Here is a 14,097-nt window from a genome sequence, read left to right as displayed (position 1 = left end):
GCTAGCCGCCGTTCGCCCGACGCGGAGTGCGGTCGAGCGCTTTGAGGGACTGAACGATTGGCGCCATACGGCTGCCCAGCGACCCCTTCACCATGAACACATCGCCCGGTTGGACTGCGGCAAGGACCGCGGGCGATAGGCGTTCGGAGTCCTCCGCCCATCCGCCCAGCGTCGCGGTTGGTAACGCGTCGGCCAACGCCTTCATGTTGAGACCGCAGCAATAGACACGGTCGATCCGCGCCGCCTCAACGAGTGGCGCCAACGCAGCATGGAACGCCGGGCTCTCCGCTCCCATCTCAAGCATGTCGCCGAGAACGGCAACGCGGCGCCCCGCCTGCGCTACCGGCGAACCGCCCAATAACTCAATCGCGGCGCGCATAGACGCCGGATTGGCGTTGTAGCTCTCGTCGATTATCAAGAACGTCCCGTCCCGCAACACGATCTCCGTGCGTGCGCCGCGCCCTTCGGGCGGCGACAGTGCGGCGAGCGCCAGCCCTGCAAGTCCCAAGTCTGCGCCTATCGCGTTTACGGCGGCCAGAACAGCGAGGCTATTGAGCGCCCAGTGGCGGCCCGGCGCACCAACTTTGTAGGTCATCGGTTGACCACAAATATCGGCAGAGATGCAGGTACACTGCTCCGTCATTGCCGCTTTTATTAGACGCACCTCGGCAGCCTCCGCCTCGCCGAAGCCAACAATGTGTCCCGCCCCCGACTTAAGCGCCGCAGCGGCCAACCGGTCGAAATAGGGATTGTCGCGATTGAGAATCGCGGTACCGTTCGGCTCGAGGCCCTCAAAGATTTCAGCCTTGGCATCCGCGATTCCGGTGACCGAATCGAAGAACTCAAGATGCACCGGCTCGACCGTCGTAACGACCGCGGCATGGGGGCGGACAAGACGCGACAGCGGGCCGATTTCGCCGGCATGATTCATGCCGATTTCGAAGACTCCGTAGCCGCTTTCGCGCGGCATCCGCGCAAGGCTGAGCGGTACGCCCCAGTGATTGTTGAAACTTGCCCTGCTGGCATGGGTCGGCTTCTGGCGCGCTAGCGCAGCTCGCAACGCTTCTTTCGTACCGGTCTTGCCGACACTGCCGGTGACCGCGACGACGGTACCTCGCATGCGCGCGCGAGCCGCAACACCGAGCTGACGCAAGCCAGCTAGCGGATCGTCTACGCGCACCAAAGATGCATCGGCGGACGGCGCGGCATAGCCACGCGCGACCATTGCTGCGACTGCACCCCTTTGCAAAGCTTCCGCGACAAAGCGATGACCGTCGTGTTGGGGCCCAGCGATCGCCACAAAGAGATCGCCAGCCTGGACCGTCCGGCTATCGATCGAGACGCCTGTGGCACACCAGCCTAGCGCGCCGGACGCAGCCCCAGCCGTCGCCGCCACGACCTCCAGGTCGGTCCACAGAGGCGAAGGGGACTGCGCGGTCATGCCTGCTTCCTTCCGCGATCGAGAATCGCTTTGCGAATGACCGCGGTATCGTCGAAGGGCAGCACGCGACCGCCGACGATTTGACCGGTTTCATGGCCCTTGCCAGCAACGACCAACAGGTCTCCTGGTTCGAGCAGCGCAATGCCCCGGGCGATCGCCCGACTTCGACTCGGGATGTCTTCTGCGTCCGGACAGGATGCCCTTATCTCGCTACGGATCGAGGCGGGATCTTCGTCGCGCGGATTGTCATCAGTGACGATGACCACGTCTGCAAGCTGAGCGGCGATTCGGCCCATTTCAGGTCGCTTGGCTTTGTCGCGATTGCCACCGCAACCGAATACGAGAACTAGCTTGCCCTTGGTGTGCGGCCTCAATGCCAACAACACATGGGTCAAAGCATCCGGCGTGTGTGCGTAGTCGACAAATATCTTGGCGCGGCTGCTCAACTCCTCGACAAGTTGCGCCCGCCCGGTAACGCCCTTCAAGTGACCCAACGCATCGACCGCAGCGGCACGATCCGCGCCGGTGGCAATAACTAAGGCCAACGCCGCCAAGGCGTTTTCCGCTTGGAACGACCCGTAGAGCGGCAGCAGAACCCGGTGGACGGCGCCCTGGACAGCAATCTCGACGGTCTGCCCACACGGACCCGGGTCCGCGGCAATCAATCTGAAATCTGCCGCCGCCGCCGCTCCATAGGTCAAAACGAGCTGGCGCCGGCCGACGCATGCCGCGCGAATGGTCTCGAACTCCGGCACGTCGGCATTTAGCACCGCGATACCGCCCTCGGGCATGACCTCGGTGAACAATCGCAACTTGGCCGCGAGATACGCCTCTTGCGACCCGTGATAGTCAAGATGATCATGACTGATATTGGTAAAGGCAGCAGCCGACACGCGAACCCCGTCCAGCCGATACTGATCCAGACCGTGACTGGAAGCCTCCATCGCCAAGTGCTCGATTCCCTCGCGAGCGAGGCGATCGAGGCTCTGATGGAGGGTCACCGGGTCCGGTGTAGTCAGATTACCTTCACTGGAACCAAGCGCGGTACGTAAACCCAGCGTCCCGAGACTGCCGCCGCTATGACCCAAGCGTTTCCATATTTGTGCAGCGAACTCAGCTGTCGATGTCTTACCGTTCGTTCCGGTCACCGCAACGATCGTTTCGGGCTGACGCGGATAGAATCTCGCAGCCATCAGCGCGAGCTGCCGTCGCGGGTTGTCATCCGAAACGACGAACACCTCGCCGGCATCGATTGCAGTTCCCTTGGCCGCGAGAACCGCAACGGCCCCTTGCTTGATGGCATCGGGAATGAACTGCGTGCCGTCGGCGCGCAGTCCCTGGAGGGCTGCAAAGAGATAGCCGGGCAAGACAGCGCGACTATCGGCCGTGATCCCCGCAACTTCGATCCGCGAGGCGCGACCGTTCGATCCGGTAAGGTCGGACAGGCGCATCAGCGTCCCTGCCGAGCAGATACAAAAAGCGACTCGCCACGAACCTCCGCGGGAGGGCGTGCCGGCGCAACGCCGAGGAGCGGTGCGATCCGATTCACAATACGGCCTGCCGCCGGAGCGGCGGTCCAACCGGCCGTTGCATAATTGAATGTCCGCTTGGTCCCCTTGGGCTCGTCAAGCGCGACGAAAACGACATACCTAGGATCGTCGATTGGAAATGCCGCCACGAATGACGACAGCAACGCCTTCCGGCGATAACCGCCAACGCCGGCCTTTTCAGCGGTGCCGGTCTTGCCGCCCACTAGATAGCCCTGTGCCGCGGCTTGTTTGCCGGTGCCGTCTTCGACGACCAAACTCAGGAGTTCGCGCATCGACTGTGACGTCTGGGCGGAAATGATCTGCGGTTGCACCCCGCGATCCCCCGCGTTCCGTTTGATAAGCGTCGGCGCAACCGCGAAGCCGCCGTTCACAACAATGCTGTAAGCGGTCGCCATCTGTAGTGGACTGACCGCGATACCGTGCCCGTAGGCGACAGTCATCGTGCTGATTTCCCGCCACGGAGTCGGGAGCATCGGCGCGCCCACCTCGGGAATTTCAATGTTCGGGCGGTCTAGTAACCCCAGCGACTTCAGGAAAGCGCGTTGCTTCTCACCGCCCACATCGAGCGCCATGCGCGCGCTACCGATGTTAGAGGAATACTGAAATATCTCCGCTACCGTGAGCCACCGGTTCTTGGCGTGGTCGTCGTTGATGAAGAACCGCGCGACACGCAGCGGTTTGCTGGCATCGTAGGTGTCGGCCAACCCAGCGGAGCCATATTCGAGAGCTGCCGCGGTGTTGAACGTTTTGAACGTCGACCCCATTTCATAAACGCCCAACGTCGCCCGGTTGAACAAGCTATCGGCCGAAACGCTTTCCCGAGCGCCAGGGTCGAAGTCCGGGAGTGAGACCATGCCGACGACTTCGCCGCTATGGACGTCCATGACGACCGCGGTCGCGCCGATGGCCTGAAATTCTTCGACGCTGGCACGGAGTTCGGCACGGAGCGCGTGCTGCACACGTACATCGATGCTAAGCGCGACCGATCGCCCGGTCGCTAGATCCCCGTCCATACCCTTTTCGATCCCGACCAGCCCATCGCTGTCGACGCCGGTAAACCCGACAACGTGCGCGGCGAGCGGACCTTGGGGGTACACACGGCGCTCCTCTTCGGCAAACCCGAGCCCCGGAATGCCGAGCCGGTTCACCGCGTCCTGCTGACGCGGACTGAGATGCCGTTTGATCCAAACAAACGAGCGATCCGAGGAAAGCGCCCCGGACAATTTCTCGGTGTCCTGGTCAGACAACACCGACGCAAGCTTTACCGCCGCTTGTGCTGGGTCCAGAACCTTGCGCGGATTAGCGAACAGAGAAACGCCGCGAACATTGCCGGCCAAAAGGACGCCGTTCCGGTCGGAGATTTCGGCACGTTCGGTGTGCTGCTGGCGAGCCTCAGCCGGAAGCGCCGCGCTGTCAGGACTAGGCGCAAGTGCGGCCAGACCGATCAATCGCCCGGCAATCACCAGGAAACACAACGCAAAACCTGCCGCGATTGCGATCAAACGGATGTGCCCGGTGTCCAGCGCTTGCTTGGCAACGCCATCGAGCTGGACGAGACGGCGTAAGCCGCGCCGCCGGTCGTACTGGTCTTCACGCGCGCTCATCGCGTGCGTCCGGCATCGGAACCGGCCTGGGCCAGTTCGTTGTCGCGGGGGCGCAGTGGAATTCGCTCAAGACCGCCAACCTGCGAAGCAGTCGGCGTGCCTAAGTCGAGGTAGCGTGCAACCAACGCCTGAATGCGTTCCGGTTGATTGAGAAAACTCCATTCCGCGTGAAGGACGCGTAACGTCTCCTGCTCTTCGGCGATCTTTTTGTGCAGCAGTTCTTTTTGCTGGCTGAGATCGCGGACCTCGTACTTGAGCTCAAAGAGCCCGGTTACCATGACCGCAAGCAAAATCAACCCGATGGCCAAGGACGGACGAATCATGACGGTGCTCCCGTACATGGCGTCGCCGTCCGAACCGCACTGCGCAGGCGCGCCGACCGCGCCCGAGGATTGCGCGCAACCTCGGCGTCGCTCGGTTTGCGCAAGGGCTTGGAGATGAACGTCGCGGGAACCGGTGCAGCGAAAGGCGGCAGGTGGCGATTGGCATCCGGATCGGAGTGGCCACTTCGATTGCGCAGAAAGCCCTTTACCGCGCGGTCCTCCAGGGAGTGGAAGGAAACAACTGCCAACCGTCCGCCTGGGGCGAGCGCGCACTCGACCGCGGCCAGACCGGCCTCCAATTCACCGTCGGACCCCAATTCTTCGTTGACGTAGATGCGTAGTGCTTGAAATGTCCGGGTCGCGGGATGAATGCGGCCCCGTTCGCCCGGCACCGCTCGGGCAACGATCTCGGCTAGGCGCCCCGTCGTTGTGATCGGCGCTTCGGCGCGACGCTCGACAATCGCGTGGGCGATGCGGCGCGATCGCCGCTCTTCGCCAAACCGATAGATGATGTCGGCCAATGTCTGCTCTTGTTCTCGGTTGACAACGTCGGCCGCGGTCGGCCCGGTGCCGCCCATGCGCATGTCGAGCGGGCCGTCGTGCATGAAGGAAAACCCCCGCGCGGGATCGTCGATTTGCATTGAGGACACACCAAGATCCAGGGCGACCCCTTCAACCGACTCGACGCCGTGCGCCGCGAGCAAAGACCTCATTTCGGAGAAACGTCCCTCCAACAACGTGAGGCGTCCGCCGTAGTGCGCTTCTAGCGCCCTGCCCTTTTCGATTGCTGCCGGATCGCGGTCGATCCCGAACACTCGGCATTGCGCGGCATCGAGAAATGCACGGGCGTAGCCGCCAGCGCCAAACGTTCCGTCTACGTAGGTTTCACCGTCGACCGGTGTGATGGCTGCGCAGACTTCGGACACCATCACGGGCACATGCGAATAGGTAGCCCGTTCCGACTCCATTAGGAGGCCCCATCCCCGCCACCGGGGGGAGCCGCTAGGCGAAGCGACGCGCGATCGCGCTTCGCACGCTCTACCGCTTCGGCTTCGTGGCGGGCAAACGATTCTGGCTCCCAGATTTGGAAGCGGCGGCCCTGACCGACGAAGGCAGCGTGCTCGGTGATTCCAGCGTGGGCGAGCAATGTTTCGGGGAGAATGATTCGGCCTTCGCCGTCGAACGGGAGTTGATGCGCCTTGCCGAAGATTGCCTTGGAGAAATCGTCGTGTTCGTCGCTAAACGGATTGAGATCGTCGATCCCTTCGGCCAAACGCTCGAAACGATCGATGCCGCTTCCTTCGACCGCGGCATAAACCAAAGAGGGAAACGCGACCACACCGGAGAACGACTGCTGAGACAGCACGGTACGGAAAGTCGCAGGCACGGAAACCCGCCCCTTGCGATCAACCTTATTCACGAATGTGGACAGGAACAGCGCCACCGCTGCCTCCCCGAAAACCTCTCCCAGCGTCCCAAACCGACCCCGCCATGAGTTGGCCTAGATCGGCCATTGGGACAAGATGGGATATCATGCCATTCTATGGGCGTCAATGGAATTGCAAGTAATTCCGGTGGGTTATGAAGTACTGCACCGACGATACTTCAGGTGAATCGACGTCGATCCGTCGAGGTTCACCAACCAACCTTCCATTAACAATGCAATCGGGCAGCATTGTGTTCGCGGTATGTTCACTTCGGGAGTAATCGGATGCACCCTAGCAAATCGGTGTCTTGCCCGGCCCCCGAACATTTGTTCTCTTTTTGTTCTTTTCTTGAAAGCGCCAGGCGGCCTGTAAGCCGGGTTCTGTCCCCTTGCGGGGGATGACCATTCCTCTGGGACGCCCGTTACCGGACGCCTCAAGCAACCGACCCAGGCAGCAGGTCCAGGAACCGACCCCGCCGAGCGAACCCGGCACACCACCTCTATTTGGTCTTGCTCCCGGTGGGGTTTGTCCTGCCGCCGCCGTTACCTACGGCGCGGTGCGCTCTTACCGCACCCTTTCACCCTTACCTCGGCTGAAGCCAAGGCGGTTTGCTTTCTGTGACACTTTCCCTGGGGTCGCCCCCGCCGGGCGTTACCCGGCACCGTTTTCCCGTGGAGCCCGGACTTTCCTCTACCGGCGCCCGAAGGGCCGACAGCGGTCATCCAGCCGCCTAGCACGCCTAACGTAGTGCACCAGGCTCAGACGTCAACGAAGAGCAGCATGAGACCGTTCACCATGGAACGGGTTTCGGGATCCGCGATCCCGTCGACCAGTGCCTGCCGGTAGCGGCGTTGGAAGGCGGTCACGACAGCTTCGGTCTCAGGTCCGAATACGCCGTTGGGGGCTATTCCGTACCCAATCGCACCGAGCGCCCCTTGCAGGGCGAAAACATCGTCGTTTTCATCTCCCAGCCGCAAAGTGAGCGAGTCTACCGGCGCTGGGTCGGGCCACACGGCAAGGCCTTTGGCCGCAAGACGGCGCCATTCGAACAATTCGCCGGGATCTTGTTTTCGTGCCGGCGCGACATCTGAATGCCCCAGGACTCGCGCCGCCGATATGTCGTGCCGATCCATTATGCCCGCGCACAGACTTTCTAGTCGGGACATTTGGGCCTCGGGAAATCCCCGGTAGCCGAACTCGTGGCCGGGATTGACCAATTCGATCCCCACGGAGCGCCCGTTGATGTCGGTTTCGCCGTGCCAGGACGCCACACCGGCGTGCCAGGCGCGGTGCGCCTCATCGACGAGCCCATAGAGCGTGCCGTCTTCATCGATCAAGTAGTGCGCACTCACCTTTGCGGTGGAATCGCACAGTCGGTCCAATGCCGCTCGGCAGCTTTCCATCCCAGTGTAATGCAGGACGATCATGTCTACGACGCCAGAACGAGCGTCGAAGTTCGGCGACCGCCGCCGGACAATTTCGGTCAAGGCGCAACCTTCTCTGGAATTGGTGCGCCGCGTCGCGCCGAACGGACGGCGATAATGGCAACCCCAACGATCGTCATCAGCCCGCCAATGAATATTTGGATCGTCAAGTGATCGCCGTAGACGGTGACACCGAAGAAGACCGCGAAGATCGGCGAGAGCAGAAACAACGGATTGACCCAAGTGACCGGGTAACGCTGAAGAAGAAAGTAAAGGCCGCCGTGGCCGATGAGCGAGGCGGCAAGAACTGCATAAACGATCCCGGCAATCGGCGCGAAGGTTGCCGTCCGTAAGGCCTCGATCTGCCCACTTTCAAACAGGATCGTCAGAAGTAAGTAAGCGGGAATACCGACCAGGCCGGTCCACGCCTGGATCTGCAGCGGACCGACACCCTTAAGCTGACGGAGCATGATCGTCGCGACCGCCATCGGAATCGCGCTGAGTACAACAACAAGCAAAGCGTCCAGATGATTGACTACGACAGGATCGAAGGAGACGACAACGGTGCCTGAGAAGGCTACCGCAATCGCCGAGGTCCGCCAGACGCCGACGCGTTCGGCTAGAAAGAGAACCGCCAGGATAGTGCTAAAAGGGATGAAGAGTTGCGTGGCGATAGCCGCCGAGGACACGTCTCCCGACAGGCCGAGGCCCAGAAAATTGAGTGAGAAGTGGAATACGCCGATCATAAAGCCGACAGCCACGACAGCACGCAGCTTTTCGCGCGGCACCCGCAAGAACGGCAACAGAATGAGTGTCAACAGGACGAACCGCAACAGCAGCATTTCGAAGGGCGGAAAATGATCGAGCGCGGTCTTCGCCGCGACAAAGTTGAATCCCCATAGGACGGTGATCGATAGCGCAAGCAGGAGGTGTTGCGGTTTCATCCCCGTGACGCGCTGGCGTCGTCCCGAGGCTTCTTGTCGAAATCGACCTCGCCGCCCTCGCCTTCACGTGACCGCAACACAATGATCGCAACCCCCAGAAGCGTTAGCGCACCGCCGAGCATGATCTGCGGCGTTAGCACGTCGCCGTAGACCGCCACGCCCGATCCGATCCCGAAGACCGGTAGCAGCAACATGAGCGGCGCGACAGTGCTGACCGGATAGCGTCTGAGTAGGAAATACCAACCGGCATGAAACAGCGTTCCGACGAAGATCGTATAGACGAAGGCGTACCATGCCAGGGCCGACGCATCGGGTACGGCAGCCCAACGATCGAATTCGAAAACAAACGAAAGAACAAACATTTGCGGCGCCGCCATGGCCGACAGCCAAAACTGCAACTGAAAGACCGTAATGCCGCTCAGCTTCCTCATGAACAGCGACGACACCGACAGCGACATCGCGGACAGCATCACGAACAACATGGCATCGATCTGGCGGAATGCAGCCGGATCGAACCCCATCACCGCGACACCGCCGAAGGCAATGGCAATGGCAACGCTGCGTACCCATCCGATCCGCTCGCCGAGGAAAACGATCCCAAGGATCGTCGAGAACGGAACATAGAGCTGGTTGGTAATGGCCATGGTCGAGACGTCGTCGGATAAGCTCAACGACTGAAACATAAAGCCGAACTGCATCACGCCCAATGTCACCGCTACCAGAAAAACATTGCGCATTTGGCCTGGGAAAAGGCGTGCAAACGGCGACAACACAACCGTCAAGATCGCAAACCGCATTGCCACTGTGAGGAATGGCGGCAAGGTATCGACGGCGATCTTGGACGCGACCCAGTTGGTACCGGCCGCAGCCGCCATGACCAACGCAAAGACGAGATGCTGCGGGCGCATAGGACCTCTAGGCGAGCCCCCGCTCTTTTTCTATCCGATCGTAGGCGACGTTGATGGCCGCGAGCTTATCGTTGGCGACGCGCACGAACTCCTCGGGTACACCTTGGGCAATCAGCGAATCGGGGTGATGCTCGCGAATCAATTTTCGGTAGGCTTTTTTGATCTCGTCGCCGGATGCGTCGCGCGTTACCCCGAGAACACGGTAGGGATCGGCTTGGTCGGGTCCGAGGTGACCCTCCTTGATGCGGGCAAAACCGTCCGCATCGAAACCGAATATCCTAGCCACGCCCTCAAGGTACCCGAGTTCGGCCGGATGCATGACGTTGTCGGCTTTGGCGATATGGAACAACCCGTCCAGAAGGTCTTCGAGGACTTGCGGGTTATCCTTGAAGAGACCGGCGATCTGGTGCGCGTAAATCTCGTAACCGCGCGCGTCCTTGCGGGCCTGATCGAAGACCCGCGCCACGTTTTTCATCTCTTCGGGTGGAATCTGAAAGACTTCTTTGAACGCTTGTATCTCGTCCGCCGTAACGACGCCGTCGGCCTTTGCCATTTTCGCGCCCAACGCGATGACGCCGATCGTAAACGCGATTTGCTTGGTTGCGTCGCCACCGCCGTCGTCGGTGCGCGCGCGGTGACGATCGAAGACGTGCCCGGCCAACCCGCCCACGAGCGCGCCAATGGGCCCCCCGACCGCGAAACCGGTCGTTGCTCCGATAATCTTACCCCAAATACTCATGGCATCACTCCTGTGCGAACCTAGCGCGCAGGGTCGATTTTCGCCAGCGGTCGTTGTCTCGAGCGCTCGCTAGGCCGCCGCCGTCCGATGTGTTATCGAACTGAAGATGGATGGACGGTGGCAGTTCTGGATCGACCGTGGCGGCACGTTTACCGACGTGGTCGCCCGCGCGCCGGACGGCTCGCTCCAAGCACGAAAACTCCTCTCCGAAAACCCTGAGCGCTACCGCGATGCGGCCCTTCAGGGAATCCGCGAAACCCTCGGTGTAGCCGCCGACAATCCGATTCCCGCCGATCGGATCGCGTCGGTCAAGATGGGTACGACGGTCGCGACAAACGCGTTGCTGGAACGCAAGGGCGACCGGACGGTGCTGGTCATCACCCAGGGCCTGGGCGACGCTCTGAGGATCGGCTACCAAAACCGCCCGAAGCTCTTCGCTCGACACATCGAACTCCCGGAAATGCTCTACGAGCAGGTGATCGAAGCCGAGGAGCGCATCGCCGCGGACGGTACGGTTCTGAACGACCTGAACGAGGCCAAGGTCAAACAGGACCTTGAGGCCGCCTTCGCCGACGGCATCCGGGCCGCGGCAATCGTCCTGATGCACGGCTATCGCTTTCCTGAACACGAGAGACGGGTCGGCGATATCGCGCATACCATCGGCTTCACCCAGGTCTCGGTCTCCCACGAGGTGAGCCCGCTGATGAAGTTGGTCAGCCGCGGCGATACGACCGTGGTCGACGCTTACCTTACGCCGATCCTGCGGCGCTATATCGACGGGTTAGCCGACGAACTAGGCGGCACGCGCCTGATGTTCATGCAATCCAGCGGCGGTCTGGCGCGTTCCGATTTCTTCCAAGGCAAGGACTCGATTCTCTCGGGACCGGCGGGCGGCGTCGTTGGTGCAGTGCGGACCAGCGAACGCGCAGGTCTGCCGAAGATCATCGGTTTCGACATGGGTGGCACATCGACCGACGTGTCGCACTACGACGGCGAGTTCGAACGCGCGTTCGAAACCGAGGTCGCCGGCGTCCGGATGCGGGCACCGATGATGGCGATCCACACCGTAGCGGCCGGCGGCGGATCGATCCTCCATTTCGACGGGTCGCGCTACCGGGTCGGTCCAGACTCCGCAGGCGCCAACCCAGGGCCGGCCTGCTATCGCCGTGGCGGCCCGCTGACCGTGACCGACGCCAACGTATGCGTCGGCAAGCTCCAAGCCAGTTCCTTTCCTACCGTCTTCGGCCCGGACGGTGACCAGCCGATCGACGCCGCGATCGTGCACGAAAAATTCGAGGCCCTGGCAGGCGACATCGAACGGGCAACCGGCGACAAACGATCAGCCCAAGAAGTCGCCAACGGTTTCATCAATATCGCGGTCGAGAATATGGCCAATGCCATCAAGAAGATCTCGATCCAACGCGGGTACGACGTCACAGATTACACGCTGTGCTGCTTCGGCGGTGCGGGCGCGCAACATGCCTGTTTGGTCGCCGACGCGCTCGGCATGACGAAGGTGGTCATCCATCCGCTCGCGAGCCTGCTTTCGGCCTATGGGATGGGCCTTGCAGACACGACGTCCATGCGCGAACTCGCGGTTGAGGCGGTCTTGGACGACGCGTTAGTCGATCGCTTGCGCCAGGATATCGATAATCTGGAAAGTGACGCCCGCAGCGAACTGATCGGCCAGGCGATCACGCCCGACCGGATCGAGATGCTGCGCAGGGCCCATCTGCGCTACGAAGGCAGCGACACGCCGTTGATTGTGAACTTCGCCGACGCCACGACGATGCGCGCCGAGTTCGAATCCATCCACCGCCAACGCTACGGTTTCGATGCCCCGGAAAAACCGTTGATCGTCGAAGCCGTAGCGGTAGAGGGCCGCGGACGCGCCGAGGTCAGTAAGGCATTTTTACAGGACGCCGTCGCGCCGTCCGGCCCCCTACCCGCCCCTGACGCCGAGGTCACAGTCCATACCATCGAAGGAAACCTCGAAACCCCGATCTACGCTCGCGCGCAGGTGCCCGCCGACACCCCGGTCGCAGGGCCCGCCATCATCACCGAACCGAACTCGACGATTGTCGTGGAACCGGGTTGGCAAGCGACCCTCAACGACCGCGCCGAACTTCTGTTGACCCGTGTCGTTGCCAAGCAACGCGCCCATGCCATCGGCACCGAGGTCGACCCGGTGATGCTGGAGATCTTCAACAATCTGTTCATGTCCATCGCCGAACAAATGGGCTCGACGCTCCAGAACACCGCGTCTTCGGTCAACATCAAGGAACGCCTGGACTTCTCGTGCGCCGTGTTCGACGCCGACGGAAACCTGGTCGCCAACGCTCCGCACATGCCGGTTCATCTCGGCTCGATGAGCGAAAGCATCAAGACCGTCATTCGCGAACGTGGCGACACCATCAAGAAGGGCGACGTGTACGTCCTCAACGCGCCCTACAACGGCGGTACCCATCTGCCCGATGTCACGGTCATAACTCCCGTGTTCGACATCGAGAGCGGCGCGCTCTTGTTCTTTACCGGAAGTCGCGGCCACCAGGCCGACATTGGTGGCATCACGCCGGGTTCCATGCCGCCGGATTCAACGAGCATCGATCAGGAAGGCATCTTGATCGACAACTTTACGCTGGTCGACGGCGGCCATTTACGTGAGGCCGAGATGTTAGAGCTGCTCGCCTCGGGCCCCTACCCTGCCCGCAATCCGGCTCAAAACATTGCCGACCTGAAAGCCCAGGTCGCGGCGTGCGAGAAAGGCGTCCAAGAATTGCGTCGTATGGTCGACCACTTCGGGCTCGACGTTGTGCAAGCCTATATGGGGCACGTCCAGGACAACGCCGAGGAATCGGTACGCCGCGTGATCGACCGTCTGCACGACGGCCATTTCGTCTACCCCTTCGACGACGGCTATGCGCTTCAGGTTGCGATCAAGGTCAACCGTGCCGCACGGGCACTAACGATCGATTTCACCGGAACGTCGGACCAGCACCCCGGAAACTACAATGCGCCGCGCGCCGTGACCATGGCCGCCGTTCTCTATGTCTTCCGGATGTTGGTCGACGACGATATTCCGTTGAACCAAGGATGCCTGAAGCCAATCGAAATTATTATTCCCGACGGCTCCATGCTCGACTCGAGCTATCCGGCCGCCGTAGTAGCGGGCAACGTCGAGACCTCGCAAAACCTGACCGATACGTTGATCGGCGCGCTCGGCGTCCTAGGCGCGGCACAGGGCACGATGAACAACTTCACCTTCGGCAATGCACGCTGGCAGTATTACGAGACCGTTTCGGGCGGCTCCGGTGCCGGGCCCGGTTTCGACGGTACTGCCGCGGTTCAGGTTCACATGACTAATACCCGCCTGACCGATCCGGAGGTTCTGGAGTGGCGATTCCCGGTTTTGCTGGAGAGCCACCGGATTCGCCGCGGCTCGGGCGGAGAAGGCCAGTGGCGTGGCGGCGACGGTACGATTCGGCGAATACGTTTCCTCGAACCCATGACGGCCGCGATCCTTGCAAGTCACCGCGTGGTCCCTCCGTTCGGCGCGGCAGGCGGCGGCCCCGGGCAGTGCGGCCGCAACTGGGTCGAACGCGCCGACGGCACGCTCGACGAAAGCAAATCCGGGCGGTGGGCGGTTGAAATGAATCCGGGTGACGTCTTCGTCATTCAGACCCCGACGGGCGGCGGCTTCGGTCCCGTCGGCAACGCGAGAACGGCAGCCAAGTAAC

Annotated in this window: 11 protein-coding genes and 1 other RNA gene; 1 reads left to right on the top strand and 11 read right to left on the bottom strand. The window is 61.7% G+C overall.

The window, feature by feature from the left end:
- Position 1: 1 nt before the first annotated feature.
- From RID42_09320 to RID42_09270, 11 genes are all read right to left on the bottom strand, one after another.
- Positions 2-1,441, bottom strand: a complete 1,440-nt coding sequence (locus RID42_09320; protein ID MEQ8247870.1) for a UDP-N-acetylmuramoylalanyl-D-glutamyl-2,6-diaminopimelate--D-alanyl-D-alanine ligase — start codon at positions 1,439-1,441, stop codon at positions 2-4.
- Positions 1,438-2,892 carry a UDP-N-acetylmuramoyl-L-alanyl-D-glutamate--2,6-diaminopimelate ligase gene (locus RID42_09315; protein MEQ8247869.1) on the bottom strand — a complete coding sequence of 485 codons (1,455 nt, stop codon included), beginning with the start codon at positions 2,890-2,892 and terminating at the stop codon, positions 1,438-1,440. The genes RID42_09320 and RID42_09315 overlap by 4 nt, the downstream gene beginning before the upstream one ends.
- Positions 2,892-4,595 (bottom strand): penicillin-binding protein 2, encoded by a 1,704-nt coding sequence (locus tag RID42_09310; GenBank protein ID MEQ8247868.1) that lies wholly within the window; start codon positions 4,593-4,595, stop codon positions 2,892-2,894. Before RID42_09310 ends, RID42_09315 begins: the two co-directional genes overlap by 1 nt.
- On the bottom strand, positions 4,592-4,918 hold the full coding sequence (locus RID42_09305) for a hypothetical protein (GenBank protein ID MEQ8247867.1): 327 nt from the start codon (positions 4,916-4,918) through the stop codon (positions 4,592-4,594). The genes RID42_09310 and RID42_09305 overlap by 4 nt, the downstream gene beginning before the upstream one ends.
- On the bottom strand, positions 4,915-5,886 hold the full coding sequence (rsmH, locus tag RID42_09300; GenBank protein MEQ8247866.1) for a 16S rRNA (cytosine(1402)-N(4))-methyltransferase RsmH: 972 nt from the start codon (positions 5,884-5,886) through the stop codon (positions 4,915-4,917). The genes RID42_09305 and rsmH overlap by 4 nt, the downstream gene beginning before the upstream one ends.
- Positions 5,886-6,362, bottom strand: coding sequence for a division/cell wall cluster transcriptional repressor MraZ (gene mraZ / locus RID42_09295; GenBank protein MEQ8247865.1), 477 nt, complete (start codon positions 6,360-6,362; stop codon positions 5,886-5,888). Before mraZ ends, rsmH begins: the two co-directional genes overlap by 1 nt.
- Positions 6,363-6,698: 336 nt before the next feature.
- Positions 6,699-7,079: RNase P RNA component class A (gene rnpB, locus RID42_09290), an RNA gene on the bottom strand.
- Positions 7,080-7,103: 24 nt separating this feature from the next.
- Entirely contained in the window at positions 7,104-7,772 is a 669-nt protein-coding gene (locus RID42_09285; protein MEQ8247864.1) for an N-acetylmuramoyl-L-alanine amidase, read from the bottom strand.
- A gap of 56 nt (positions 7,773-7,828) precedes the next feature.
- Positions 7,829-8,713, bottom strand: a complete 885-nt coding sequence (locus RID42_09280; protein MEQ8247863.1) for a DMT family transporter — start codon at positions 8,711-8,713, stop codon at positions 7,829-7,831.
- Positions 8,710-9,621, bottom strand: coding sequence for a DMT family transporter (locus tag RID42_09275; GenBank protein ID MEQ8247862.1), 912 nt, complete (start codon positions 9,619-9,621; stop codon positions 8,710-8,712). The genes RID42_09280 and RID42_09275 overlap by 4 nt, the downstream gene beginning before the upstream one ends.
- A 7-nt stretch (positions 9,622-9,628) precedes the next feature.
- On the bottom strand, positions 9,629-10,360 hold the full coding sequence (locus RID42_09270; protein MEQ8247861.1) for a TerB family tellurite resistance protein: 732 nt from the start codon (positions 10,358-10,360) through the stop codon (positions 9,629-9,631).
- Between the two features lie 106 nt (positions 10,361-10,466).
- Between RID42_09270 and RID42_09265 the strand changes: the two genes are divergently transcribed.
- Positions 10,467-14,096 (top strand): hydantoinase B/oxoprolinase family protein, encoded by a 3,630-nt coding sequence (locus RID42_09265; protein MEQ8247860.1) that lies wholly within the window; start codon positions 10,467-10,469, stop codon positions 14,094-14,096.
- The last annotated feature ends 1 nt before the right edge of the window (position 14,097 follow it).

It is taken from the genome of Alphaproteobacteria bacterium, from assembly GCA_040216735.1.
Classification (GTDB): Bacteria; Pseudomonadota; Alphaproteobacteria; order SHVP01; family SHVP01; genus CALJDF01.
The sequence above is the reverse complement of the archived record's forward strand: the minus strand, read 5'-3'. Positions and strand labels throughout refer to the sequence as shown.

Bases quoted from the DNA above. Each gene is read 5' to 3' on its own strand.
- RID42_09280 (MEQ8247863.1), bottom strand. From the start codon at position 8,713: ATGAAACCGCAACACCTCCTGCTTGCGCTATCGATCACCGTCCTATGG.
- RID42_09315 (MEQ8247869.1), bottom strand. From the start codon at position 2,892: ATGCGCCTGTCCGACCTTACCGGATCGAACGGTCGCGCCTCGCGGATC.
- RID42_09265 (MEQ8247860.1), top strand. From the start codon at position 10,467: ATGGATGGACGGTGGCAGTTCTGGATCGACCGTGGCGGCACGTTTACC.
- RID42_09320 (MEQ8247870.1), bottom strand. From the start codon at position 1,441: ATGACCGCGCAGTCCCCTTCGCCTCTGTGGACCGACCTGGAGGTCGTG.
- RID42_09275 (MEQ8247862.1), bottom strand. From the start codon at position 9,621: ATGCGCCCGCAGCATCTCGTCTTTGCGTTGGTCATGGCGGCTGCGGCC.
- RID42_09270 (MEQ8247861.1), bottom strand. From the start codon at position 10,360: ATGAGTATTTGGGGTAAGATTATCGGAGCAACGACCGGTTTCGCGGTC.
- RID42_09310 (MEQ8247868.1), bottom strand. From the start codon at position 4,595: ATGAGCGCGCGTGAAGACCAGTACGACCGGCGGCGCGGCTTACGCCGT.
- RID42_09285 (MEQ8247864.1), bottom strand. From the start codon at position 7,772: ATGATCGTCCTGCATTACACTGGGATGGAAAGCTGCCGAGCGGCATTG.
- rsmH (MEQ8247866.1), bottom strand. From the start codon at position 5,886: ATGGAGTCGGAACGGGCTACCTATTCGCATGTGCCCGTGATGGTGTCC.
- RID42_09305 (MEQ8247867.1), bottom strand. From the start codon at position 4,918: ATGATTCGTCCGTCCTTGGCCATCGGGTTGATTTTGCTTGCGGTCATG.